Raw genomic sequence first — 25,765 nt, 5'->3', positions numbered from 1 at the left:
AGGGTCGGCCTACCGCACCTGCTGCCACTGCTGACGCAGGCGCTTCTCGGAGGCCGGCATGGCGGTCCCCAGATGCTGGGCGAACAGGGAGACGCGGTATTCCTCCAGAAGCTGACGCATGGTGGCCAGTTCCGGGTCGTGAATGCCCTCCTGGCGATGGCGCTCGGCGCGCTGTTGCCATGCCTCCCACCAGGGGCGCACCAGGTGGGTCCGCTGGGCGTCGCGGCGAGGATCCTCTGCCTGTTTCTCCACCCGGTGCTCCAGGCCGTCCAGGTAGCGTGGCAGCGACTCCAGCAACGCCGGTGGCAGCTCCAGCAGAAAGTGCGGGAAGACCAGGTGATCCAGGTGGTCGTTCATGTCCCGGAAGCTGTCCATGCCGTCCAGGCCCCGGGGCTGTTTCAGCGCCTTGCGCAGGGCGTGATACCGCCCCAGGATGCGGGCCACCCGCCGGGCGAAACGCTCCCCCTCCTCCACCAGCTCACCGCGACCAGTCTCCAGGAGTTCGCGGAAGGCTGTCTCGCTGCGGGGCAGAGCGGCCCCGCTCAGGAACAGCCGGTCCACCACCGCGCCGATGAGTTCGTCCCGCAACTCGTCGCTGCTGCCAATTCCCTGGTACTGCAGGCTCATACGCTGAAAATCTGGCAGGTTGTCCCGAAGATGCTGGATCGGCTCGCGGAGATGCAGGCGGATCAGCCGACGCACACCGGCGCGGCTGCGCATCACCGCAGTCTCCGGTGCATCGCAGATACGCAGTGCCACGCTGCTGCCCTCATCCACCACGGCGGGATAGCCGCGTACGCTCACCCCTTGCCGCTGGAACTCAACCACCTCGGGCAGGTCGCCGAAATCCCAGCGGGTAAGACCTTCACGCTCCCACTCCGGATCCGGCGTGGCGGTGCGGAATTCGGCGCTGGCGTGCTCGCCGAGCTGGCGTTGCAGTGCACGCAGATCGCGCCCTCGCTCCACCAGCACACCACCGGCGTCCAGCACCTGAATGTTCATGCGCAGGTGCTCCGGCAGTGCCACGGCATCCCACTGCTCCGGGGGTACGTCCACTCCGGTCATTCGATGGAGCTGACGGCGCAGGGCGTCAACCAGCGACCCCTTCCCGGCGGGCACGGCATCCAGCGCGGCCCGGGCGAAATCCGGTGCCGGCACGAAGTTCCGGCGCAGGGTTTTGGGTAGGCCGCGGATCAGAGCGGTGACCTTCTCCTCCAGTAGCCCGGGAACCAGCCATTCCAACGGTTCCGGCTCCAGTTGATTGAGAGCGGCCAGCGGCACCTGCAGCGAGACACCGTCGTCGGCATGTCCCGGCTCGAAATGGTAGGCAAGCGGCAGCTGCAACTCGCCCACGCGCAGGGTCTCCGGATAGCGGGCGCCGGTGACGTCCTCCGCCTGGTGCTGCATCAGCGCATCACGGGTCATGTACAAGCGCCGGGGGTGCTGTTGCTCGACCTGCTTGCGCCAGCGCTCGAAGCCCTTGAGGTCGACCACCTCTGCCGGGATGCGCTCGGCGTAGAAATCGCGAATGCGGTCGCTCTCCACCAGAACGTCGCGGCGCCGGGACTTCTCCTCCAGCGCCTGAACCTCGGCGATCAGGTTGCGGTTGTGTTCACGGAACCGTCCGGGGCTGTCCACCCGGTCCTCGGCCAGCCCCTGGCGGATGAGGATCTCCCGGGCTTCTTCCGGGGCGATGCGGCCGTAGTCCACCCGCCGCCCCGTGACCAGCGGCAGCCCATAAAGGGTGACGGTTTCAAAGGCGCTGACGCGTCCCCGTCGAGGATCCCAATGGGGTTCGTTGTAGCTGCGCTGGACGAGGTGGCCGGCAACGGCTTCCACCTCCCGCGGATCCACGGCGGCAACGGTGCGGGCAAAGACCCTGGAGGTCTCCACCAGTTCCGCACAAACGATCCACTTGGGTCGACGCCTGCTGAGCGCAGAGCCGGGGAAGATGGTGAGCTTCAGCTCCCGGGCACCCAGGTAGGTCTGTTCATCATTGCGCATGGCCACGTTGCCCAGCAGCCCCGTGAGCAGCGCCCGATGCAACGGTTTGTAGTCCGCCGCCTCACTGTTGAGCCGGAATCCCTGCGCCGTGGCCAGCTCCTTGAGCTGGCGATGAATGTCCGCCCACTCGCGCATGCGCATCGGGCTCAGGTAGCGCTCGCGGCACCAGCGGTCCAGCTTGCGGCGGGTCAGATGCCGGCGGTTGTGCTGGTAGTCCCGCCACAGGTTCACGAAGGCGAGAAAATCCGAAGCTTCATCGCGCCATTCACGGTGCGCCTGATCGGCAGCCTGCTGCGCCTCCATGGGGCGCTCGCGAGGATCGGGAATGCTCAGGCCGGCGGCGATGATCAGCAGTTCGTCCAGCGCTCCGATCTCGCCGGCCGCCAGCAGCATGCGACCGATGGTGGGGTCCACCGGCAGACGCGCCAGGCGCCGGCCCAACTCCGTGAGCCGGCGCTCGGCGTCCACCGCCTGCAGCTCGAACAGGCCACGGTAGCCGTCATTGATGTAGCGCCGGTCCGGGGGCTCCACGAACGGAAACTCCTCCACGGCGCCCAGGCCCAGGGCCTGCATCTGCAGGATCACCGCTGCCAGGTTGGTGCGCTGGATTTCCGGGTCGGTGAATTCCGGACGGGACTGGTAGTCCTCTTCGCTGTACAGCCGCACGCAGATGCCTGGCGCGACCCGCCCGCAGCGGCCCGCACGCTGATCGGCGGAGGCGCGGGAGATCGGTTCAATGGGCAGGCGCTGGACCTTGCTGCGGAAGCTGTAGCGGCTCAGCCGCACGCGGCCGGTGTCTACCACGTAGCGGATGCCCGGCACGGTCACGGATGTCTCCGCCACGTTGGTGGCCAGCACGATGCGTCGCCCCTGGTGGGACCGGAACGCGCGCTGCTGTTCCGCGGCGCTGAGCCGGGCGAACAGCGGCAGAATCTCCGTCCCGGGTGGATGCTGCTTGCGCAGCGCCTCCGCCGTCTCCCGGATCTCCCGCTCGGTGGCCAGAAACACCAGGATGTCCCCGGGCCCCTCGCGGGCGAGTTCGTCCACGGCGTCGATGATCGCGGTCTGCTGGTCGCGGTCGCGGCTGTCTTCGTCGTCTGCGGCCAGTGGGCGGTAACGCACGTCCACCGGGTAGCTGCGCCCGGAGACGTGGACAACGGGCGCATCGTCGAAGTGTCGCGCAAACCGTTCGGGGTCGATGGTCGCCGACGTGATGATCACCTTCAGATCGGGCCGGCGCGGCAGGAGCTGCTTGAGATACCCCAGCAGGAAATCGATGTTGAGGCTGCGCTCGTGCGCCTCGTCGATGATGATGGTGTCGTAGCCGTCCAGCTCGCGATCACCCTGGATCTCGGCAAGCAGCATGCCGTCGGTGACCAGCTTGATGAAGGTGTCGTCACTGACGTGGTCGGAGAAGCGGATCTTGTAACCCACCGCATCGCCCACCTCGGTGCGCAACTCCTCGGCGACACGATTGGCCAGGGTGCGCGCGGCCAGGCGGCGCGGCTGAGTGTGGGCGATCATGCCGTCGATGCCGCGGCCGAGGTCCAGGCAGATCTTCGGCAACTGGGTGCTCTTGCCGGAGCCGGTCTCGCCGCAGACCACCACCACCTGATGGTCGCGAATGGCCTCGGCAATGGTGTCCCGGTGGTCGGTGACCGGCAGATCGGCGGGATAATCGGGCGTCGGCAGGCGTTCCAGCCGTCGTGCGCGGCGGACAACGGAACGCTGGACGTCTCGACCGAGACGCGTCAGCCCGCGATCAAACGGCTTGCCGTCGCGGGCGCGGCGCTCCAGGCCACGCAACCGCTTGCGGAAAGCCCGCCGGTCGGCGCCCATGGCCTGGCCCAGCTGTTCGCGCACACCCTGGAGGGTCGGCGTGTCCTGCTGTTCAGCGCCGCCGGCCATGGCCTCCGGTCAGTCCGTCGCCTGGGTGGCGCGCCGCCGCTGACTGTCGCGGTTGGGGTAGCGCTTGGCGGGCAACTGCACCGCTTCCACGCTCCATTCCTGCTGGGTGCAGGTCAGCAGCAGACAGGAAGGCCCGCCATGAACCCGGGTCCGTCCGGCCGCCCCCGGGTTGAGAACCCACGGGGTTTCGTCACAGTCCATGGTCAGCCGATGGCTGTGGCCGTACACCACCACCTGCGCCTGGGGATAACGCTGGCGCAGGTACTTGTGACGTTCCGACAGGCTGCGGTTGTCATCGCCGTGGGTAATCACCATGGTGCCGCCCGGGAGAGACAACTCGGCCACCTCAGGCAGATTCTCCAGAAAGTGACTTTCGGATTCCGCCCATTTGTCCGCAGTGTCGTTGTTGCCGCGAATGGCGACCACCGAGGTCGTCGGGTTCAGCGAGCACAGCACGTCGGCCCCGCCCACGTCCCCTGCGTGAATGGCGTAGTCGCATTCCGCGACCCGCTCCGCAATGCGGGGATCGAGAAAACCATGGGTGTCGGCCAGGATCGCAACACGCGTCGTCGAAGTATCGCTCATTGAATCGCTTGACTCAGGAGTGCGCGAACGCCTGCTGGATGGCGTCCTTGAGTGCATCGTATTCCCGGGTGACCGGAAACTGGGGGAAGTCGTCGATGACATTCTGCGGCGGCGCAAACAGGATCCCCTGCTCGGCCTGGGACAGCATGCCGGTGTCGTTGTAGGAATCGCCCGCTGCCGTGACCCGGAAATTCAGCTGCTGAAACGCCGCCACCGCAGCTCGCTTGTGGTCGGCGAGCCGCAGATGATAATCCACGATCCGGCGCTCACCGTCCACTTCCAGCCGGTGACAGAACAGGGTCGGCCAGTCCAGCTGGCGCATCAGCGGTCGCGCGAATTCGTAGAAGGTATCCGACAGGATTACCAGCTGGTAGCGCTCACGGACCCAGTGGAGGAACTCACGCGCACCTGGAAACGGCCGCACGGCGTCAATCACGGCCTGGATGTCATCCATGCCCAGGCCATGCTCACGGAGGATGCGCAGTCGCTGCTGCATCAGCTCATCGTAATCGGGCACATCCCGGGTGGTGGCACGCAGCGCCTGGATGCCGGTGCGCTCTGCCAGGCCAATCCAGATCTCCGGTACCAGCACGCCTTCCAGATCCAGGCAGACGATATTCACGCTCGCTCGCTCCTTGGCCGACCCGGCCCGAAAACCGCGCACAAGGTAGTCTTTTTTCCCCCTGCCTGCAACAGGCCTGAAAGTGGCGTCACTGCGGCGTCAGCCCCCCGTCACACCGGCTTGGCCGGAATCATCGGACTCCTCCCGCGGCACGTTGCTCACGCCGTGGGGCACATGTCCGGTTGCAACCTGCTGGCTCGCGATCTCGCAATGACCTTGCTGATCGTCGAAGAAGATGTCGGCGCCGAACGCAGCCAGGAAATCCGCCTTGCGCAATCCGCCCAGGAATAGCGCTTCGTCAATGCGGATATCCCAGTGGCGCAGTGTGCGAATGACCCGTTCGTGGGCGGGGGCGCTCCGCGCCGTGACCAGCGCCGTGCGGATCGGGCTCGATTCACCACCGGTCTGTTCGCGGCGCTGGAGCTGGTGCAGCGCCGCGAGGAACGATTTGAATGGCCCCCCGGGCAGCGGTGAGCGGGCCTGCTGGCGCTCACTGGCAGAGAAGGCCTCGAGTCCGGATTCCTGGAAGACACGCTCGGCGGTATCGGCGAACAGCACCGCGTCGCCGTCGAATGCAATACGGACCTCGCGGTCACCCGGATCCTCCGTGTCGCGCCCGGCCGACGGCAGGATGGTGGCCGCCGCATAGCCGTGCTGCAGGGCCTGAGCGACATCGTTGGGGTCGGCGGACAGGAACAGGTGGGCGCCGAATGCCGGAATGTAGCGCCACGGACGCTCGCCGTTGGTGAAAGCAGCCCGGGTAATACTGAGGCCATAGTGTTCCACCGAATTGAACACGCGCAGGCCGGTATCCGCACTGTTGCGGGACAACAGGATCACCTCCACACCGCCGTCAATGCCTTCCAGGCGCAGCAGCTTGCGCACCAGCGTGAATGCCACGCCGGGCGCGAGGACCTCGTCCTCGTGCTCCCGCTGGTACCGGCAGTACGCGTCCACCCCCTGCTCCATGAACACGCGGTGGCTCTCGGCCATGTCGAACAGGGCGCGTGAGGAGATAGCAATGACGAGTTTACCGTCGAAGGAAACGGGCATGATCTGGTGTCCTGTTCCCCGGGCGGGGTGGATTCCATCCTCCGGACCCGGTGCCAAAGTGTGACTGCTGCCGCGTTAAGGCGATCCCGCCGTGCCCACAAGGTGGACACATGTGACAGCTAACACCCAATGATCCCATGGAAGACTCTGGATGACGACGGGACGACGGGACGACGTGAAGACCCGAAGAGCCCCTCGGCGGACCCGGACCGTTTCATTAACCGGTTCCTGGTTGTCGGCGGTCTGGCATTTTTGCGCTGACCCGCAACGGTTTCCTCGGTGCCGGCATCCTGCTGCCCCGTGGGCTGGATTTTCACTGCGCTGCTGCTGGCGCTGTTCTTTTTTTTCCCGGGGTTTCGCCGAATTCGTCATCCAGCGTGCCCGGGCACACGATGTCGATCCGTCCATGCTGGTGCTGGAGATCACCGAAGATATTCTCCTGGCCAATATCGAGCTGACCCATGAGGTCATCGGTACACTGAAGAGCTCGGGCGTCCGCATGTCGCTGGACGACTTCGGCAAGGGCTATTCCTCGCTGCACTACCTCAGTTACCTGCCGCTGGAGGAACTCAAGCTGGACAAGGCGTTCGTCGATTACGCCCAGGGGTATCGGTTCGGGCGCCCGGAGGCCTTGGAACCTCGTGTCCGCCAGCCCGGGCGGGGGGCGAACAATCGGGCGCGGTGATGCCATAATTGGTGACGAATCGGCCATTGCCGAGGAGGAGACCATGGCGACCGATCGCGGAACGGGCAACAGCACCCCCATCACCTGGGCCACCCACGAGGTGGAGAACCAGCCCACTCCCTTCGAGGGACGCAATCTTTACCTCACCGACCACGTGCTGCAGGAGGCCGTTCACCGTGAAGGTGATGGCTGGGGCGAGGACCGTCTGCAGGAGTACGGTGCCCGCGCCGGTGGCGAGCTATGGGCAGCCGGATTCGACGCCAACCGGAATCCGCCGGAACTGCAGACCCACGACCGGTACGGTCGCCGGGTGGACCAGGTGCGGTTCCATCCCGCCTACCACCGACTCATGGAAGCGGGCATTGGCAATGAAATCCATGCCCTCTCCTGGCGCCAGCCCGGGCCGGGCACCCATGTGGTGCGCTCGGCGCTGATGTACCTGCACAACCAGGCGGAAGCCGGGACCATGTGCCCCATCACCATGACCCATGCCTGCATTCCGGCGCTGCGGCATCAGCCGGAAGTGGCGCGGGAGTGGGAGCCACGCATTCTCGGCAATCACTACGATCCCCGTTTTCTGCCGCCGGAGCAGAAGACCGGTCTCACCCTGGGCATGGGCATGACGGAGAAACAGGGCGGCTCCGACGTGCGCTCCAACACCACCATTGCGGAACCCGTTGCCGGGGGTGGCCCCGGCCGGGCCTACCGTCTGGTCGGTCACAAGTGGTTTTTCTCCGCTCCCATGTCCGATGCCTTCCTGGTACTGGCACGCACCGCCGGTGGCCTGAGCTGTTTTCTGCTGCCGCGGTGGTGTCCGGACGGCACCGTCAACACCATCCGGATTCAGCGACTCAAGGACAAGCTGGGCAACCGCTCCAACGCATCCAGCGAAGTGGAATTCCAGCACGCCCATGCGGTAATGATCGGCGAGGAGGGTCGGGGCGTGGCCACCATCATCGAGATGGTGGCGCAGACGCGCATGGACTGCATGATCGGTTCCGCCAGCCTGATGCGTCATGGGCTCGCCCTGGCCATGCATCACTGCAGCCAGCGCCGGGCGTTCGGGGATCTGCTGCTGAACCAGCCGCTGATGCGCAATGTCCTCGCGGACCTGGCGGTGGAGGTCGAAGGCGCAGCGGCCCTGACCTTCCGCGTGGCCGCGGCTCTGGACCGGCAGGCGACCGATCCCCGCGAACACGCCTTTGCCCGGATCGCCACGGCCCTGGGCAAGTACTGGATCTGCAAGCGGGCCGCTGGTCATATCACCGAGTCCCAGGAATGTCTGGGCGGTGCCGGCTATGTGGAAGAGCACGCCCTCCCCCGCCTTTACCGGGAGGCGCCGGTGAACGCCATCTGGGAAGGGTCCGGCAACATCCAGTGCCTGGATGTGCTGCGTGCCATGCAGAAAAGCCCGGAGACGTTGGACGTACTGCTGGAGGAGCTGCGGCAGTGCCGGGGTGAAAACCGGTATCTGGACGACGCGGTACAACGCATCGAGCAGCGGCTGCACGGGGGCGCGGAACTGCCCATGGAGGCCCGGGTCCTGGTGGAGGACATTGCGCTTGCACTGCAGGCCGCATTACTCATCCGGAACGGCAACGCGGCCGTCGCCGATGCCTTCTGTGCGGCGCGGCTGGGGCCGAACCGGACGCTGCTCTACGGGGGGTTGAGCCACCAAGCCGACCTGGCCGCCATTCTGGACCGGGCAGCGCCCACGGAAGACGGTAGCTGAGGGAACCTGCTCCGGATCCTGCGGTCTGCACCTGTGCGGCGACCATGGCGCCCGGGCCCCATACTTGTGTATCGTGCCCGGCAGCGGAGCGCGCTAGAATATTCCCGGAACGCGGCGGGATGTGTCTTCCCGAACCGCGAAAGGGCATGGACCACAAGGAGGCATGAGGCAATGACAAGCCAAGAACGCGTCGTCAGCACTTCCGGTGCACGGGCGATCGAGACCAACAAGGTCATTCGCAACACCTACAGCCTGTTGTCCCTGACGCTGGCATTCAGCGCGGTGATGGCGGGCGTGGCCATGGTCACCAATGCACCCCCGCTGCACTTCATCGTTGTGCTGGGCGGCTACTTCGGCCTGCTGTTCGTCACCAACGCCCTGCGCAATAGTGCCTGGGGTCTGGTGTCGGTGTTTGCCCTCACCGGTTTCATGGGCTACACGCTGGGACCCATCCTGAGTTTCTATCTCACGGCGGTGCCCAACGGCAGCCAGATCATCATGACCGCCTTCGGCGGCACCGCGGCCATCTTTATCGGCCTGTCGGTGTATGCGCTGAGCACCCGCAAGGATTTCTCCTTTATGGGTGGCTTCCTGTTTGCGGGCATCCTGGTGGCCTTCCTGGCCGGTCTTGGTGCGATGGTGTTTCAGATGCCCGGGATGATGCTGGGCGTGAGCGCCATGTTCATTCTGCTGATGTCGGCATTCATCCTGTACCAGACCAGCGCCTTGGTGCATGGCGGCGAGACCAACTACATCATGGCCACCGTGGGCCTCTATATTGCCATCTACAACCTGTTCACCAGTCTGCTGCACCTGCTGATGGCCTTTGGCGGCGACGACTGAGCAACCGGCGATACCCTGACCGCAACGACGAAGCCCCGCCTCAGCGGGGCTTCGCGTTTCCGGGATGCCCGCCGGCTGTCAGGATGTCAGCTCACGATCCGGACTGGCCCAGGCCATGGTTTCGCCTGAGCCATGAAACCAGTCCAGGCGCCGGCGCAGACGTACCACCTCACCAATGATCAGCAGTGTCGGTGCCCGCACCTCGCGGCTCTCCACCGCATCGGCAAGATCACTGACGGTTCCCTCGATGATGGTCTGAGCGCGGGTGGTCCCTTGCTGGACCAGGGCGGCCGGCATCTCCGGTGCCATGCCCTCACCCATCAGCCCGGCACACACATCGCGCAGGCTGTGCAATCCCATGTAGAACACCAGGGTCTGGCCCTCCCGCACCAGGCCGCGGAAATCCAGATCCAGCTCACCGTCCTTGCGGTGACCGGTAACGAAGGCACAGGACTGAGCGTAGTCGCGGTGGGTCAGCGGTATACCGGCGTAGGCGGCACAGCCACTGGCCGCGGTAATGCCGGGAATCACCCGGAACGGGATGCCGGCTTCCATGAGATGCTCGATCTCCTCGCCGCCACGCCCGAAGATGAATGGGTCGCCCCCCTTCAGGCGCACGACGCGCTTGCCCGCGCGGGCATGGCGCAACAGCAGGGTATTGATTTCCTCCTGTGGCACCGGATGATCCCGCCGGCGCTTGCCCACGTAGATCCGCTCGCAGCGCGGCGGCACCTGCTCCAGGAGCGCGTCGGCAACCAGGCGGTCAAAGATCACCACGTCGGCGGTCTGCAGGGCCCGCAGCCCGCGCAGGGTCAACAGATCCGGTGCACCGGGCCCGGCGCCTACCAGACTCACGTCACCAACACCGGGTTGGGTTCCCTGGGCCGCGCGCACAGCACCCTCCGACTCCGCCAGCCAGTCGGTGGCCGGCCCGGTCAGCGGCGGCAACGCCGGCTCCGCGGTTCCACGTTCCGGTGCCGTCGGGATCCAGCACGGGACGCGCCCCGCCTGTGCAGCGGCCAGAGCGTCATCAGCGCAGGACTCTGCAGGGTCAAGGATCACCAACAGTGCAGACTGTGCCACCGCTTCGGTGATGTCCGGTTCTGCCCCGGCTGGCGCCCACGGCCTCACCCCCGGCGGCCATTTCGCGCCCATGCCGGCGAAGTCAGTGGCGTCCCGGCCCAGGATCGCCAGCAACCGCTTCGCGTCAGGGTGAGAGCCGATCACGAGGGTCGGCCGGCCGTTGTCGCGCAGCCGCAGCGTCATGCAGTCATTCATTAGCCTGGCTCCTTGCGACAGACAATCCTGATTGGTGCCCCGGTGTGCGTAGTGTCACCAGAGCGGGTTATTTACAAAAGTATCTGTTTCATTTATTTATATGCGGAAATGTTATAAAAAGTGATGTCGGCCCCATGAAACTCAACCAACTGCGTTACATCTGCGAAGTCGAGCGTCGGGATCTGAATGTCTCGGCGGCTGCCGAAGCCCTCTACACCTCCCAGCCCGGTGTCAGCAAACAGATCCGGATGCTGGAAGAAGAACTCGGCGTACAGATCTTCGAGCGCAGCGGCAAGCATCTGACTCAGGTTACTCCGGCCGGCAAGGACATTCTGCAGGCCGCACGCCGTATCCTGGGCGATGCCGAGAACATTCGCGCCATTGCCGATGAGCACCAGGACGATGCCCGCGGCAGTCTCTCCATCGCCACTACGCACACCCAGGCCCGCCACGCGCTGCCCGGCGTCGTCACCGCCTTCCGCGAGCAATACCCGAACGTGAGCCTGCACATGCACCAGGGCACGCCGATGCAGATTGCAGAACTCGCGGCCCACGGCGGCGTCGATTTCGCCATCGCCACCGAGGCCATCGACTTGTTCGAGGACCTGGTGATGATGCCCTGTTACCGTTGGAACCGCAGTGTGATCGTCCCCGAGGACCACCCGCTGCTGGACGAACACCCCCTGACTCTGCGTTCCCTGGCCCGCTATCCCTTGGTGACGTATGTCTTCGGCTTCACCGGCCGCTCCAAACTGGACCAGGCGTACCGCCAGGAGGGGCTGGAGCCGGAGGTGGTTTTCACGGCCACCGATTCGGAGGTGATCAAGACCTACGTCCGCCTGGGGCTCGGTGTTGGCATCGTTGCCAGCATGGCCTACGAGCCGGAGCGGGACGCCGGCCTGCGTGCCATCCCGGCGGCGAATCTGTTCGAGTCCAGCGTCACCAACATCGGCTTCCGCCGGGGCACCTACCTGCGCAGCTACATGTACGAGTTCGTCCGCCTGTTTGCGCCCCACCTCACCCGGGAGGTGGTGGATCGCGCCATGGCGGTGCGTACCCACGAGGAGCGGGAGGCCCTGTTCGCCGAGCTGGCGCCGGTGCTGGCCGAACACTGAGCACCGCGGCACACCATCGCAGCGGTTACTCGACGATCCACTCCCGGCCGCCCAGGTACGGGCGCAGTGCCTCCGGAGTGCGCACCCGGCCGTCGGCTTCCTGGTAGTTCTCCAGAATCGCCACCAGGCAACGGCCCACGGCCAGTCCCGAGCCGTTCAGAGTATGCAGAGGCTCCGGCTTGCCGGTCTCCGGGTTACGCCAGCGCGCCTGCATCCGCCGCGCCTGGAACGCCTGTAGATTGCTGCAGGAGGAAATCTCCCGGTAGCGCTCCTGCCCGGGAAGCCAGACTTCGAGATCGTAGGTGCGCGCCGCGGCAAAACCCATGTCGCCGGTGCACAGCAGCACCACCCGGTAACACAAACCCAGTTCCTGGAGAATGGCCTCGGCGTCCGCCGTCAGCGTCTTCAGGGCGGCGTCGGAGTCCTGGGGGCGGACAATGTGCACCAGCTCGACCTTTTCGAACTGGTGCTGGCGAATCATGCCGCGGGTATCCTTGCCGTAGGCGCCGGCCTCGGCGCGGAAACACGGTGTATGAGCCACGTACCGCAGGGGCAGGCGCTCCGCCTCGACGATGGACTCGCGCACAAGGTTGGTCACCGGCACTTCCGCCGTGGGGATCAGGTAGTAGTCCTGCTCGCCGGCGATGGCGAACAGGTCGTCCCCGAATTTCGGCAGCTGCCCCGTGCCGCGCAGGCTCTCCGCGTTGACCATGTAGGGGACGTTGACCTCCTCGTACCCTTTGGCCGTCTGCCGATCGAGCATGAACTGAATCAGGGCGCGGTGCAGCCGCGCCACGGCGCCGCGCATGACCACGAAACGGGCGCCGGTGAGCTGCGCCGCGGTTTCGAAATCCAGCAGGTCGTCCCGGGCACCCAGGTCCACGTGATCCCGGGGCTTGAAATCGAACGTCGGTGGCTCACCCCAGTGGCGCACCAGGGCATTGTCATCCTCGTCGTCGCCATCGGGGACATCCGTCTGCGGGATGTTGGGCATATCCATGTGCAGCGCCTCCAGCTGCGCCTGGACGACGTCCAGCTCCTTCTTCGCGCCGTCCAGCTGATCGCCCATGCTGGCCACGTCGTCCAGTAGCGGCTGGATGTCCTCACCCTGCGCCTTCGCCTTGCCGATCGCCTTGGAGCGCCGGTTGCGCTCGTTCTGGAGTTCCTGAACGCGCATCTGCAGTTCGCGGCGCTGCCCTTCCAGTTGACGGTAGGCGTCCACGTCCAGGGTGTAACCGCGCCGGGCGAGCGCGGTAGCGATGGCCTCGGGGTCGTTGCGGAGTTCTCTGGGGTCGAGCATCTCGGGTCCTTGTGATCACGAAGACGCGCATTGTAGCCGGAGCGCCACCGGAAAATCAGCCGTCGGTTACAGGACACTAGACTGCCTCAGTGACGGCGCTGCCAGCCGGATTGCCGGTCCAGATGGCGCAGGCGCTCGAAGCGATCGCGGATCTTCGTTTCCAGACCGCGGGAGACGGGCTGATAGAAACGCTGCGGCGTCATATCCTCCGGGAAATAGTCCTCGCCGGCGGCATAGCCCTCAGGTTCATCGTGGGCGTAGCGGTACTCCTCGCCGTAGCCCAGTTCCTTCATGAGCCGCGTGGCGGCATTGCGCAGGTGCAACGGCACGTCGAGGGAGCCGTTACGGCGAGCCGCCTCCATGGCCGCGTTATAGGCACTGTAGACGGCATTGCTCTTGGGCACGCTGGCGAGATAGACGATCGCGTGGGCGATGGCCAGTTCGCCTTCGGGGCTACCCAGGCGCTCCTGGGCATCCCAGGCATTGAGCGCGATCTGCAGACCGCGGGGGTCGGCATTACCGATGTCCTCGGATGCCATCCGGACGGCGCGTCGGGCAATGTAGAGAGGGTCGCAGCCGCCGTCGAGCATGCGACAGTACCAGTACAGCGCGGCATCCGGATCCGACCCCCGCACCGCCTTGTGCAGCGCGGAGATCTGGTCGTAGAAGGCGTCTCCGCCCTTGTCGAAGCGCCGCATCCCGGACGCGGCGGCCTCCTGCAGGGTTTCCGTGCCGATCACGCCGGTATCCGCCAGGTCCGCGGCGACCTCCAGCAGGGTCAGCCCGCGCCGGGCGTCACCATCGGCAAGTTCGACCAGCTGATCCAGGGCCTCCGGCTCCATGGCCAGTCCGCTGGCACCGAGCCCCCGCTCGCTGTCGGCGAGCGCTGACTGCAAGAGCCCCTTGAGGGCGTCCCGGCTCAGGGCCCGCAGCACATAGGTGCGGACCCGCGACAGCAGCGCGTTGTTCAACTCGAAAGAGGGGTTTTCAGTGGTCGCACCGATGAACAGCAGCGTGCCGTCCTCGACGTAAGGCAGGAACGCATCCTGCTGCGCCTTGTTGAAGCGATGGGCCTCATCGACGAACAGCACGGTGGGCTGTCCCTGCCCGCGCAGGCCCTGCGCCTCCTCCACGGCGGCGCGGATATCCTTGACGCCACTCATCACCGCCGAGAGGGTGATGAACCGCGCACCACTCGCCGCGGCGATCATGCGCGCCAGCGTGGTCTTGCCGGTGCCCGGCGGCCCCCAGAGCACCATGGAATGGGGATGACCGGCGTCGATGCTGCGGCGCAGTGCGCGACCGGGAGCGAGCAAATGCTCCTGGCCGAGAAACTCGTCCAGCGAGCGCGGCCGCATGCGATCGGCCAGCGGCCGCACCGGCGCATCCAGGGTCAAGGGGCAGCCTCTCCCTGCTCGATCACATCGGTATCGCCATCCGGCTCGAAACGGAAGCGATCGCCGTCGAATGCCACACCGGTGGTGACATCCTCCAGGGTCAGGCGGTTCTCCTGGCCCAGGCCGTCGCGGACGATCACCTCGGAGGGTACACCATTGCTCATGCGCAGCCGCACGCCTTCCACGTTCCAGTCTTCGGTGCGCGGGATCAGCACCAGCCAACCGTCGTCCACCTCCATGTCGAAGTGCTCATCCAGCGTCTCCATGCGCCCGCTGAGCAACATGGCCGGCCCGGTGCCGAGGGTATCCTCCAGCGGACGCACGGTGACCTGGCGCAGATCGGGGTCGTGAATCCAGAGCCGTTCGCCGTCGGCGACGATCCGCTGCTCGAAAGGCTCATTGTAGAGCCAGTCGAACCGGTCCGGGCGCTGGATCGCCATGGTGCCACGACTCTCTTCCAGCACTCTGCCGTCCTCGTCGCGCACGACCTGGGTAAAGCTGCCTTCCATGCTGTCGGTGTCGCTGAAGTAGGCCTCCAGCTCCGCCCTGGGGTCGTCTGCCGCTGCCATGGAGGCTACAACCAGCACCGGCAACGCCAGCATCCACGCGAGTCGCCTCAACATTGTCTCTCCTGCTTGTGTTCGGGTACCCGGTCGACCACGGCACGTGGCTGCGGTTCAATCCTTGGGCGGTGGTGGTGCCAGCACTTCGCGGGCACCGTTGGACTGCAGCGGCCCGACCACACCGCTGTTCTCCATCTCCTCTACCAGTCGCGCCGCACGGTTGTAGCCGATCTTGAGGCGACGCTGCACCCCGGAGATGGAAGCCCGGCGCGATTCGGTGACCACCTGCACCGCCTGGTCGTAGAGTGGATCCTGCTCGCCATCGCCACCGTTGTCCTCACCGGGCACACCCGGGAGCGGCGCGCTGCCGCTGGACTCGTCCAGGATACCGTCGATGTACTCGGGCTCGCCCTGCTCCTTGAGGTGGTTCACCACCCGGTGGACGTCGTTGTCGGAAACGAAGGCGCCGTGGACGCGATCCGGCATGCCACTGCCCGACGATAGGTACAGCATGTCCCCGTGTCCGAGCAGCGCTTCGGCGCCCATCTGATCGAGGATGGTGCGGGAATCCACCCTGGAGGACACCTGGAAGGCGATCCGCGTGGGAATGTTGGCCTTGATCAAGCCGGTGATGACGTCCACCGACGGACGCTGGGTGGCCAGGATCAGGTGCAGACCGGCGGCGCGCGCTTTCTGCGCAAGTCGGGCGATGAGCTCTTCCACCTTCTTGCCAACCATCATCATCATGTCGGCGAACTCGTCCACCACCACCACAACGAAGGGCAGCGTCTCCAGCTCCGGCGCCTCCGCCTGCGGATCCTCCTCCGGGCGTTTCCACAGCGGATCCTTCAGCGGCTCACCCCGCTCCGCGGCCTCGCGCACCTTGCGGTTGTAGCCGGCGATGTTGCGCACACCCAGCGCGGCCATCAGGCGGTAGCGCCGCTCCATCTCGCCCACGCACCAGCGCAGGGCGTTGGCAGCCTCCTTCATGTCCGTGACCACCGGGGCCAGCAGGTGCGGGATGCCATCGTAGATGGACAGCTCCAGCATCTTCGGGTCCACCATGATCAGCCGCACGTCCTCCGGCCTGTTCTTGTACAGCAGGCTCAGGATCATGGCATTGACACCCACGGATTTGCCCGACCCAGTGGTGCCTGCGACCAGCAGGTGGGGCATCTTGGCGAGATCCACCACCACCGGCTCGCCGCCGATGTCCTTGCCAAGCGCCATGGACAGGGGCGACTGGGCCTTCTCCCAAACGTCGGCGCGGACGATTTCGCTGAAGGCGATCACCTGACGGTTTTCATTGGGAATCTCCAGGCCCACCACCGATTTGCCCGGGATCACCTCCACCACGCGCACGCTGACCACCGACAGGGCCCGCGCCAGATCCTTGCTGAGGTTGCTGATCTGGCTCACCTTCACCCCGGCGGCCGGCTGCGCCTCGAAGCGCGTAATCACCGGCCCCGGGTGGACGGCAACGACCTCCACCTGGACGCCGAAATCCGCCAGCTTCATCTCCAGCTGTCGGGACATGGCTTCCAGTGCCTCCCGGGAATAGCCCCCGGCCTGCGGTGGCGGCTGGTCCAGCAGCGACACCGGCGGCAACCCGTCGGCGGTCTGCTCGGCGCGGAACAGCGGCATCTGCTTTTCCTTGTTGACCTTCTTGCCCGGTTTCGGCGCCGGCTTGCTGGCCTCGATCTGCGGCGGTGTCCGGTGCTTACGCTTTTCCTTGTCCGCCACCAGTGTCTCCCGCCGTGCCCGTCGGGCGCGGCGCCCGGCCCAGCCGTCCCGCAGGGCGGTCAAACCACGCCCCAGAGCGCTGACGCTCATCAGGCAGAACCGCCCGATCAGGTCCATCAGGCTCAACCAGGACAGCCCGGTGAACAGCGTCACGCTGGCCAGGAACACCGCCAGCAGCAGCAACGTGGCACCGAGGAAGCTGAACGCGCCTTCCAGGGAACCGGCAATGACGTCGCCAAGCACGCCTCCGGCATGCAGCGGCACCGTTTGCGGCAGCGCCTCCACGTGCATGGTGGCCAGGCCCGCACCGGACGCCAGCGTCAATACGAAACCGAGGCCGCGCAGGCCGAACACGCCCCAGTGGAAGGCGCCATCACGGCGCTGCCAGCGCCAGGTCAGCCAGCCGGAGAAGGCCACCATCACCGGGAACAGATAAGCCAGGTACCCGAACAGGTACAAGAACACGTCCGCGAAACGCGCGCCCACTTCGCCGCCGGCGTTCTGCACGGCGCCGTGGCCACCGGTAAAACTCCAGCCCGGGTCGTTGGGATGGTAGGTCACCAGCGCCAGCACCATGTAAATGGCCACCGCCAACAGGATGTAAAGCGAGGCCTCGCGCAGCCCACGACTCACATGATGCCCGAGGGGCGAAGGGAGCGGGTCACGCTCGGAAGATGACGAACGGGAATCAGAGCTTGCCACAGGAGTCAGCCTATTGCGCTCGAACGGGTACACCGCCGGCCTCGACGGCGGCAAACCAGCAATAATGATCAGGTGCAACGTCAAATAGTGTACGCAAGTGACTATATCACCATTATTTTCCCGATTCACGACCGGAATCATTGCAGAGGTCCAGAGCCCGTAGTCTACCGGATCCGGAACTGTCCCGCCGCCTGTTCCCGCACACCGACAACGGCGCTCGACACCACCGCCGTGCCACCCTAACATCGCGCCATGGATGCCACCGTACTCACTGACCTGACCACCATCCCCGCAGCACAATGGAACAGCCTGGAGGGCACCACCAACCCGTTCCTGCGACACGAATTCCTGGCCGGTCTCGAAGGAACCGGGTGCGTGTCCCCGGACATCGGCTGGCAGCCCTGTCATCTGGCGCTGCACGACGCGGCGGGCCTGGCCGTCGCCGTACCCGGGTACCTCAAGGGCCACTCCTGGGGAGAGTTCGTTTTCGACTGGGCCTGGGCGGATGCCTATGAGCGCAACGGCCTGCCCTACTACCCCAAGCTGGTCCATGCGGTCCCGTTCACACCGGCCACCGGCCCCCGCGTACTCCACCGCTCCGACATGCCCACGGGTGACGCCGTGGCCGCCGCGGTGAACGCCTCCACAGCCGCGGCCCAGCGCCAGGCGCTGTCCTCTGCCCACTGGCTGTTCCCGGAGCCGGGTCAGGCAGAGCGCCTTGCGACACAGGATCTGCTGTCCCGGCGCGGCTGCCAGTTTCACTGGCACAATGCCCCGGGCTACCGGGACTTCCAGGACTTCCTGGATACGCTCACCTCCAAGCGCCGCAAGAGCATCCGGCGGGAGCGACGCCAGACCGCCGAGGCGGGGGTAGATATGGAGGTGCGCAGCGGCCGGGGAATCACCCAGGCCGATTGGGAGGCCTTCCACGGCTTCTACCGGCAGACCTTTCATGAGCACGGCAATATTCCGCTGCTGACTCTGCCGTTTTTCCGCCACTGCGGTGAGACCCTTGGCGATGGCGTGGTCATGGTCCAGGCCCGGCGGGAGGGGATCATGATCGGTGCCGCCCTGCTCTTCCGCAGCGACGACACCCTGTACGGCAGGTACTGGGGCGGTGCCGAGGACATCCCCGGCATGCACTTCGAGACGTGCTATTACCAGGGCATCGAGTACTGCATCGCCCACGGGCTGCAGACGTTCGAGCCCGGTGCCCAGGGGGAGCACAAGATCAGCCGCGGCTTCCTGCCGGTGGCCACGCACTCCCGCCACTGGATTGCCGAACCTGTCTTTCGGGACGCCATCGCTGACTTTCTACGCCGGGAGACGCCGCTGGTGGAAGCCTACATGGCCGAAATGCGACAACACAGCCCGTATAGAATGGCACAATAGCGGAACATATCGAGGACTGCCCGCCGGGCTGTCGAGGGAGGTCATGCAGCGCCGTATTCACTGGCTGGACGATTTCGAAGAGACCCTGTTTCCACCTCCGGAACAGGCACTCACGCAGCCCAACGGGTTGGTTGCCATTGGTGGCTCGCTGTCGGAGCGGCGCCTGCTGGCGGCGTACCGCCGCGGTATTTTCCCCTGGTATGAGGAAGGCCAGCCGGTGCTCTGGTGGTCACCGGACCCAAGAGGTGTACTGTTTCCCGAGCACCTGCGTCTTCGCCGCAGCCTGCGTAAACGGATGCGCAGCTCTGGCTTCAACGTCACCCTGGATACCGCCTTCGAAGAGGTGATCACCGCCTGTGCCGCACCGCGGGGCAGGGACACGGGGACCTGGATCACCAAGGACATGCACGATGCCTACTGCCATCTGCACGAGCGCGGGCTGGCCCACTCGGTGGAGGTCTGGCATCACTTCCGCCTGGTGGGCGGCCTGTACGGTGTCTCGCTGGGCCAGGCCTTCTTTGGCGAGTCCATGTTCAGCCGTGAACCGGACGCCTCCAAGATCGCCCTGGTTCACCTGAGCCGGCAGTTACAGAACTGGGGCTTTGATTTCCTCGACTGCCAGATCCTGTCCCCGCACCTGGCCTCGCTGGGCGCAATGGAGCGGCCACGCCGCAGTTTTCTGGCCGACCTCGAGGCTGCGCTGGCCCATCCGGACCGCCCGGGTCCCTGGTCCTTTGATCAGGATTTCACACCGCTGCCGGAGGCATCGTGACAGGCGATTCCCGGAAAAGGATCTCGCCCGGGCTCCTGGCCAGCGGTTTTCATCCGTGCGCTTACCTGGCGGACCGCACCGCACGGACCGTGGTTGTGGACCCAGGCTTTCCGATCAACAACCGGGCTTACAGCGAGCTTCTCCGCCGTGGCATGCGGCGCAGCGGCAGCCACATCTACTCGCCCGCCTGTCCGTCATGCAGATCCTGTCAGTCCCTGCGTATTCCGGTGGACACCTTCCAGCCACGGCGACGCCAGCGGCGCTGCTGGCAACACAACGCTGACCTGACCGCGAGCATGGTCACGCCCGGTTTCTCCGTCGAACACTTCTCCTTGTATCGCCGCTACCTTCTGGCACGCCATCCCGGCGATGGCATGGACGACCACGGCCCGGATGACTACCTGGATTTCCTCGTTGCACCCTGGTCCGACACCCGTTTCGTGGAATTCCGTCTGCATGGAACCCTTCTTGCCGTCGCCGTCATTGATGTGGTCGAGGACGGCTTTTCCGCCGTTTATACGTTCTTCGATCCGCAATTCACGCGTCGCGGCCTTGGTACTTACGCAATTTTATGGCAGATTGACGCGGCTCGCCGCTACGCGCTCGACCACGTGTATCTGGGATATTGGATCGCGGAGTCGGAGAAGATGCGCTACAAGGCGGATTTCTCGCCCTGCGAGGTCTACCGGGAACGTAGCTGGCAGCCTCTATGCCGCAACACGGACTGAACCCGGGCGGTATCGTGGCGGCCCGGACCGGCGGTGGCGGAACCCTGCGCGGGGCGGTACGCACCAGGACACATCGGGCATTTGAATCAGACGCTTCCACCAGGAGACAACAACTGCATGGCGAAAGACGATCACATCAAGATGCAGGGAAAGATCATTGAAACCCTGCCCAACACGATGTTCCGCGTTGAGCTGGAGAACGGGCACATCGTGACCGCGCACATCTCCGGCAAGATGCGCAAGCACTACATCCGCATTCTGACGGGCGATACCGTCACCGTGGAACTCACGCCGTACGATCTATCCAAGGGGCGAATCACCTACCGCGCCCGCTAATCCACTCCTCGCCAATCCGGCCCGACCCGACCGTGCCGCCCCGGTACGCACCACCAGCGGCACGACTGCATAACGCCCGCATAGCAGCTCGCCGTGACCGCCGTCATGCCCGGACGGAATCCGTCACGGCCCTGTCGGGCCGTGACCCGGGCCCCGGCATTACTCGGTGACCGTTTCCCTGCCGGCGGCGCCGGCGAACTCGAACCCAAGTTCATCGCCCTCGGCACGAATTATGATCTCGCCACCGTTGGCCAAACGCCCGAACAGGAGTTCCTCGGCGAGTTCCTTGCGGATCTTGTCCTGGATCAGGCGCGACATGGGGCGTGCGCCCATCAGGGGATCGTAGCCCCGCTCCGCGAGCCAGTCCCTAGCGGTTTCGTCCACCTTGAGGGTCACGTTCTTCTCCGCGAGCTGAACCGCCAGCTCGTCCACGAACTTGTCCACCACCCGGCGGATGGTAACGCCGTCCAGGGGCGCGAACTGGATGATGGCGTCGAGCCGGTTGCGGAACTCCGGCGTAAACGACTTGCGCACCGTCTCCAGCCCGTCCGTGGAATGGTCTTGGGGCGTGAACCCGATGGACCGCCGGTTCATCTCCTCGGCCCCGGCGTTGGTGGTCATCACAAGAATGACGTTGCGGAAATCCGCATGCCGACCGTTGTTGTCAGTGAGCGTGCCGTGATCCATCACCTGAAGCAGGAGATTGAACACGTCCGGGTGCGCTTTCTCGATCTCGTCCAGCAGTACCACCGAGTACGGGTGCTTGATCACTTCCTCGGTGAGCAGGCCGCCCTGATCGTAGCCTACATAGCCCGGGGGCGCCCCGATGAGCCGCGAGACCGTGTGCCGTTCCATGTACTCGGACATGTCGAAACGGATCAGTTCCACGCCCAGGAGCCGGGCGAGCTGCCTGGTCACCTCGGTCTTGCCTACACCGGTGGGGCCGGCAAACATGAATGAGCCGGTGGGCTTGTCGCCGGCGGCGAGTCCGGCGCGGGACATCTTGATGGTGGAGGCCAGGGTAGTGATTGCCTCGTCCTGCCCGTAGATGGCCTCCTTGAGGTCCGATTCCAGCGTCTCCAGAACCTTCATGTCCGAGGTGGACACGCGCTTTGGCGGAATCCGGGCCATGCTGGAGACCACCTGTTCGATGTCCAGAACACCGATGCTCTTCTTCTGCTTCGACGGCGGCATCAGCCGTAGCCGTGCCCCCGCCTCGTCGATGACGTCAATGGCCTTGTCCGGCAGGCGGCGGTCGGTGATGTGCTTGCCGGAGAGTTCGGCGGCTGAGCGCAGCGCACGGTCGCTGTACTTGACCCCATGGTGTTCCTCGAACCGCGTTTTCAGGCCACGCAGGATGCGGAACGTGTCCTCCACCGTCGGCTCGGGCACGTCGATCTTCTGGAACCGCCGCGCCAGCGCACGATCCTTCTCGAAGATACCGCGGTACTCCTGGTAGGTGGTGGACCCGATGCATTTCAGATCGCCGCTGGCCAGCATGGGCTTGAGGAGGTTGCTGGCGTCCATGACACCCCCGGACGCCGATCCGGCACCGATGATGGTGTGGATCTCGTCAATGAACAGGACCGCCCCCGGGCTCTTCTCCAGCTGCTTGAGCAGCCCCTTGAGACGTTTCTCGAAGTCACCGCGGTACTTGGTGCCGGCGACCAGCGCGCCCAAGTCCAGCGCGTAGATGGTGCTCTTCTTCAGCACGTCCGGGACCTGACCGTCGACGATGAGCTTGGCCAGCCCCTCGGCAATCGCCGTCTTGCCCACACCCGCTTCGCCCACGAATAGTGGATTATTCTTACGGCGCCGGCAGAGCACCTGCACGGTGCGTTCGATTTCCTGGCGCCGGCCGATCAGCGGGTCGATACGGCCACGACGGGCCTTCTCGTTGAGGTTGGTGGCAAAGCTCTCCAGCGGGGACTTGCTCCCCGACTCCACCGCGGCATCGTCGTCCGCCTCGGCGCTGCCAGGGTCGTTGCTGCTCGGCTCCTGATCCCCCGGGACCTTGGAGATCCCGTGGGAGACGTAGTTCACCACGTCCAGCCGGGTGATGCTCTGCTTGTGCAGGAAGTAGACCGACTGCGACTCCTGCTCACTGAAGATCGCCACCAGCACGTTGGCACCGGTAACTTCCTTGATGCCCGCCGACTGCACATGCAGGATTGCCCGCTGCAGCACCCGCTGAAAACCAAGAGTCGGCTGTGTTTCCCGCGAGTCATTGGGGGGCAACAACGGCGTGGTTTCGTCGAGGAATGCTTCCAGGTCCTTCTTCAGGCCCTCGAGGTCCGCACCGCAGGCCCGCAAAACGTTGACGGCGGTCGGATTGTCCGTCAGCGCCAGGAGCAGGTGTTCGACGGTGAGGAACTCATGCCGCTTTTCCCGCGCTTCCTTGAACGCGAGATTCAGAGTGAACTCCAGTTCTTTGCTCAGCATGCGTGCTCACCTCTCATTAAGACTTCCAGCGTAGTGCCGCCTGTCCAGTGGACTGGCGCCAGTGGCGGAGAGTTCCTCCACCAGTGCGATCAGGCCTCCTCCATAGTACACAGCAACGGGTGATCGTGTTCCCTGGAATAGTCGTTCACCTGCTCGACCTTGGTTTCCGCCACATCCCGACTGAATACCCCACAGATCCCGCTGCCCTGCGTGTGCACCTGCAGCATCACCTGTGTGGCCCGCGACCGGTCCATGTTAAAGAACGTCTGCAACACGTCCACCACGAACTCCATCGGGGTGTAGTCATCGTTCAGCAGCAGAACGCGGTAAAGGGGCGGGCGCTTGAGGCCGGGCTTCGCCTCCTCTACCGACAGACCGTCGTCACCCTCCCGCTCAGGATGCTCGTCGCTCATACCATCTCATCCCACAGATTCGCCATGCTCGTCCAGACCGCCGCGCCACAGGGCCGCCTCACACCAGGGTGTCATGTCGGTGGGCACAACCGGTTCGGGAACCCTACTTCCATTTTAAGGAAGCTTATGAGAGCAGCCAATCGGTTGGTGCGGATCCGGCAATAGACCTCGATGATGCCAGGGACACGTCTCGATGGGGCGCGGGACGGACGAAGCTCTGAGTTGGAAGTTGGGTCCTTGCCCCTCTTCTTCAAGGGCGTACCGATAAATGTGCGCCGCCGGGGCAGCAACAATGGACGGTCTCCGGACCATGAAAAAGGCCCGACCACTATCGTGACCGGGCCCGTGTCGCTCAGCGCGAACCCGCCTTGTGAGCGGGCTTGCTCGCTACACAGCTCGTTAGAACTGCTCTTCTTCCGTGGATCCGGTCATGGCAGTCACGGAGGACTCGCCACCCTGGATGGTCGTGGTCACGGAGTCGAAGTAGCCGGCACCCACTTCGCGCTGGTGGCGCGTCGCAGTGTAACCGTCCTTCTCGCTGGCGAACTCGGCCTGCTGGAGCTCGGAGTACGCGCTCATTTGCCGCTCCTTGTACCCCTTGGCCAGGGTGAACATGGAGTAGTTCAGCGCGTGGAAACCGGCCAGCGTGATGAACTGGTACTTGTAGCCCATGGCACCCAGCTCGCGCTGGTACTTGGCGATGGTGGCATCGTCCAGATTCTTCGCCCAGTTGAACGAAGGCGAGCAGTTGTAGGCCAGCATCTGGTCCGGGTACTCGCTGCGGATGGCTTCCGCGTAACGCTTGGCGAAGTCCAGATCCGGCGTGCCCGTCTCGCACCAGATAAGATCGGCGTACGGCGCATAGGCCAGACCACGTGCGATGGCTTGCTCCTCACCGGCTTTGACGCGGTAGAAGCCCTCGAAGGTCCGCTCGCCGGTGATGAACTTGTGATCCCGTTCGTCGGCATCGCTGGTGAGCAGGTCCGCGGCCAGGGAGTCGGTGCGGGCGACCAGGATCGTCGGCGTGCCCATGGTATCGGCAGCCAGACGTGCGGCGATCAGCTTCTGCACCGCCTCCTGAGTCGGCACCAGCACCTTGCCACCCATGTGACCGCACTTCTTCACCGCGGCAAGCTGGTCCTCGAAGTGCACACCGGCGGCACCGGCACGGATCATCGCCTTCATCAGTTCGAAGGCGTTCAGCACGCCACCGAAACCGGCTTCGGCGTCGGCCACGATGGGCGCCATCCAGTCGACGCTGTCATCACCCTCGGCGTGAGTGATTTCATCGGCGCGCAGCAGCGCGTTGTTGATGCGGTCCACCACAGAGGGCACCGAGTTCACCGGGTACAGGGACTGGTCCGGGTACATGGTGTGGGCTTCGTTGGCGTCCGCCGCAACCTGCCAGCCGGACAGATAGATGGCCTTGAGGCCGGCCTTGACCTGCTGGAGGGCCTGGTTACCGGTCATGGCGCCCAGCGCGTTGACGTAGGGCATCTCGTGCATGAGATTCCACAGCTTCTCGGAACCCTGGCGCGCGAGGCTGTACTCCACCGGCACGGTGCCGCTCAACCGCACCACTTCCTCGGCACTGTAGCCACGCTGCACGCCTTTCCAGCGCGGGTTTTCCGCCCAGTCCTTCTTGAGTTTCTCGATCTTCGCCTGATCGTTGCTCATGGAATTGCCTCCTGAATCCGGGCGATCACTTCGCCCTTGCTGAAATCATGACGCACCGGTGCGTCGACCATGGCACTCAACACATGCCGGACGACGGGACCGGTTCGTTCGTCCCCATCGCTTGCGAGCCGCCGAGACTGAAAGGGCCCTCTTGAGGCCGAAGATCAGGATCATCTGACAGGGCTCACGCCAGCTGCGGGCAATCCGGCCCGCTGCCGCGAGTGCGAAGCGCTTCGGAGGCCTGTTGCCCTTCCCGCCCCGCAATGCTGTAAACCTCCACGTCCCCGGATTTCGGGGCGTGCGGCGTTTTCGTCGTTCTGTGAACGCCAACGCAGCCGAACCGTGTGCCGGCTCCGTCATCTCCGCCTGTCGCCGCGTCCTGGGCGCCACCAGGGAAGCCCCTGCCCGCGTGTCTGGCGCCAGTTATTGCCAGAATTACACTCGGCCACTTCCGGGCAGGCGCGGGCATTGTATT

Annotated in this window: 20 protein-coding genes; 8 read left to right on the top strand and 12 right to left on the bottom strand. The window is 65.2% G+C overall.

What is annotated here, in order from left to right:
* Positions 1-9: 9 nt before the first annotated feature.
* The 4 genes from hrpA to KU884_RS09650 form a co-directional block, all read right to left on the bottom strand.
* On the bottom strand, positions 10-3,912 hold the full coding sequence (hrpA, locus tag KU884_RS09665; RefSeq protein ID WP_167782452.1) for an ATP-dependent RNA helicase HrpA: 3,903 nt from the start codon (positions 3,910-3,912) through the stop codon (positions 10-12).
* Between the two features lie 9 nt (positions 3,913-3,921).
* Positions 3,922-4,497 carry a metallophosphoesterase gene (locus KU884_RS09660; RefSeq protein WP_167782451.1) on the bottom strand — a complete coding sequence of 192 codons (576 nt, stop codon included), beginning with the start codon at positions 4,495-4,497 and terminating at the stop codon, positions 3,922-3,924.
* Between the two features lie 13 nt (positions 4,498-4,510).
* The gene (thrH, locus tag KU884_RS09655; RefSeq protein ID WP_167782450.1) at positions 4,511-5,119 is read right to left on the bottom strand and encodes a bifunctional phosphoserine phosphatase/homoserine phosphotransferase ThrH; all 609 of its coding nucleotides are present in this window, start codon (positions 5,117-5,119) and stop codon (positions 4,511-4,513) included.
* 99 nt (positions 5,120-5,218) lie between these two features.
* On the bottom strand, positions 5,219-6,172 hold the full coding sequence (locus KU884_RS09650; protein WP_167782449.1) for a 5'-nucleotidase: 954 nt from the start codon (positions 6,170-6,172) through the stop codon (positions 5,219-5,221).
* Positions 6,173-6,323: 151 nt separating this feature from the next.
* Between KU884_RS09650 and KU884_RS09645 the strand changes: the two genes are divergently transcribed.
* From KU884_RS09645 to KU884_RS09635, 3 genes are all read left to right on the top strand, one after another.
* Positions 6,324-6,857, top strand: a complete 534-nt coding sequence (locus KU884_RS09645; protein ID WP_167782448.1) for an EAL domain-containing protein — start codon at positions 6,324-6,326, stop codon at positions 6,855-6,857.
* A gap of 43 nt (positions 6,858-6,900) precedes the next feature.
* Positions 6,901-8,589 carry an isovaleryl-CoA dehydrogenase gene (locus KU884_RS09640; protein ID WP_167782447.1) on the top strand — a complete coding sequence of 563 codons (1,689 nt, stop codon included), beginning with the start codon at positions 6,901-6,903 and terminating at the stop codon, positions 8,587-8,589.
* A gap of 171 nt (positions 8,590-8,760) precedes the next feature.
* Complete coding sequence (locus KU884_RS09635; protein WP_167782446.1) at positions 8,761-9,432, top strand: Bax inhibitor-1/YccA family protein; 672 nt, start codon at positions 8,761-8,763, stop codon at positions 9,430-9,432.
* Positions 9,433-9,510: 78 nt separating this feature from the next.
* On the opposite strand, the gene cobA is transcribed toward KU884_RS09635, so the two are convergent.
* Positions 9,511-10,710, bottom strand: a complete 1,200-nt coding sequence (gene cobA / locus KU884_RS09630) for a uroporphyrinogen-III C-methyltransferase (RefSeq protein ID WP_167782445.1) — start codon at positions 10,708-10,710, stop codon at positions 9,511-9,513.
* Positions 10,711-10,844: 134 nt separating this feature from the next.
* Between cobA and cysB the strand changes: the two genes are divergently transcribed.
* Positions 10,845-11,825: an HTH-type transcriptional regulator CysB gene (cysB, locus tag KU884_RS09625; protein WP_167782444.1), complete on the top strand. Its 981-nt coding sequence runs from the start codon at positions 10,845-10,847 to the stop codon at positions 11,823-11,825.
* Between the two features lie 25 nt (positions 11,826-11,850).
* Here cysB and serS read toward each other — a convergent pair whose 3' ends face one another.
* From serS to KU884_RS09605, 4 genes are all read right to left on the bottom strand, one after another.
* Complete coding sequence (gene serS, locus KU884_RS09620; RefSeq protein WP_167782443.1) at positions 11,851-13,125, bottom strand: serine--tRNA ligase; 1,275 nt, start codon at positions 13,123-13,125, stop codon at positions 11,851-11,853.
* 86 nt (positions 13,126-13,211) lie between these two features.
* Positions 13,212-14,483: a replication-associated recombination protein A gene (locus KU884_RS09615; RefSeq protein ID WP_167784195.1), complete on the bottom strand. Its 1,272-nt coding sequence runs from the start codon at positions 14,481-14,483 to the stop codon at positions 13,212-13,214.
* A gap of 35 nt (positions 14,484-14,518) precedes the next feature.
* Positions 14,519-15,145: an outer membrane lipoprotein chaperone LolA gene (gene lolA, locus KU884_RS09610; RefSeq protein WP_167782442.1), complete on the bottom strand. Its 627-nt coding sequence runs from the start codon at positions 15,143-15,145 to the stop codon at positions 14,519-14,521.
* 54 nt (positions 15,146-15,199) lie between these two features.
* Positions 15,200-17,461, bottom strand: a complete 2,262-nt coding sequence (locus KU884_RS09605; RefSeq protein ID WP_305793260.1) for a DNA translocase FtsK — start codon at positions 17,459-17,461, stop codon at positions 15,200-15,202.
* Between the two features lie 321 nt (positions 17,462-17,782).
* On the opposite strand from KU884_RS09605, the gene KU884_RS09600 reads away from it, so the two are divergent.
* The 4 genes from KU884_RS09600 to infA all read left to right on the top strand — a co-directional run bounded on the left by KU884_RS09600 (position 17,783) and on the right by infA (position 20,758).
* Entirely contained in the window at positions 17,783-18,922 is a 1,140-nt protein-coding gene (locus KU884_RS09600; protein ID WP_167782440.1) for a GNAT family N-acetyltransferase, read from the top strand.
* A gap of 43 nt (positions 18,923-18,965) precedes the next feature.
* Positions 18,966-19,694, top strand: a complete 729-nt coding sequence (gene aat, locus KU884_RS09595) for a leucyl/phenylalanyl-tRNA--protein transferase (RefSeq protein ID WP_167782439.1) — start codon at positions 18,966-18,968, stop codon at positions 19,692-19,694.
* Entirely contained in the window at positions 19,691-20,422 is a 732-nt protein-coding gene (locus KU884_RS09590) for an arginyltransferase (RefSeq protein WP_254432009.1), read from the top strand. The genes aat and KU884_RS09590 overlap by 4 nt, the downstream gene beginning before the upstream one ends.
* Positions 20,423-20,539: 117 nt before the next feature.
* The gene (gene infA / locus KU884_RS09585; protein ID WP_167782438.1) at positions 20,540-20,758 is read left to right on the top strand and encodes a translation initiation factor IF-1; all 219 of its coding nucleotides are present in this window, start codon (positions 20,540-20,542) and stop codon (positions 20,756-20,758) included.
* Positions 20,759-20,917: 159 nt separating this feature from the next.
* On the opposite strand, the gene clpA is transcribed toward infA, so the two are convergent.
* The 3 genes from clpA to aceA all read right to left on the bottom strand — a co-directional run bounded on the left by clpA (position 20,918) and on the right by aceA (position 25,290).
* Positions 20,918-23,200, bottom strand: a complete 2,283-nt coding sequence (gene clpA / locus KU884_RS09580) for an ATP-dependent Clp protease ATP-binding subunit ClpA (RefSeq protein WP_167782437.1) — start codon at positions 23,198-23,200, stop codon at positions 20,918-20,920.
* A gap of 89 nt (positions 23,201-23,289) precedes the next feature.
* Positions 23,290-23,613, bottom strand: coding sequence for an ATP-dependent Clp protease adapter ClpS (gene clpS / locus KU884_RS09575; RefSeq protein ID WP_167782436.1), 324 nt, complete (start codon positions 23,611-23,613; stop codon positions 23,290-23,292).
* A gap of 399 nt (positions 23,614-24,012) precedes the next feature.
* The gene (gene aceA / locus KU884_RS09570) at positions 24,013-25,290 is read right to left on the bottom strand and encodes an isocitrate lyase (RefSeq protein ID WP_167782435.1); all 1,278 of its coding nucleotides are present in this window, start codon (positions 25,288-25,290) and stop codon (positions 24,013-24,015) included.
* Between the last annotated feature and the right edge of the window lie 475 nt (positions 25,291-25,765).

Source organism: Aquisalimonas sp. 2447 (genome assembly GCF_012044895.1).
Lineage (GTDB): Bacteria > Pseudomonadota > Gammaproteobacteria > Nitrococcales > Aquisalimonadaceae > Aquisalimonas.
The sequence above is the reverse complement of the archived record's forward strand: the minus strand, read 5'-3'. Positions and strand labels throughout refer to the sequence as shown.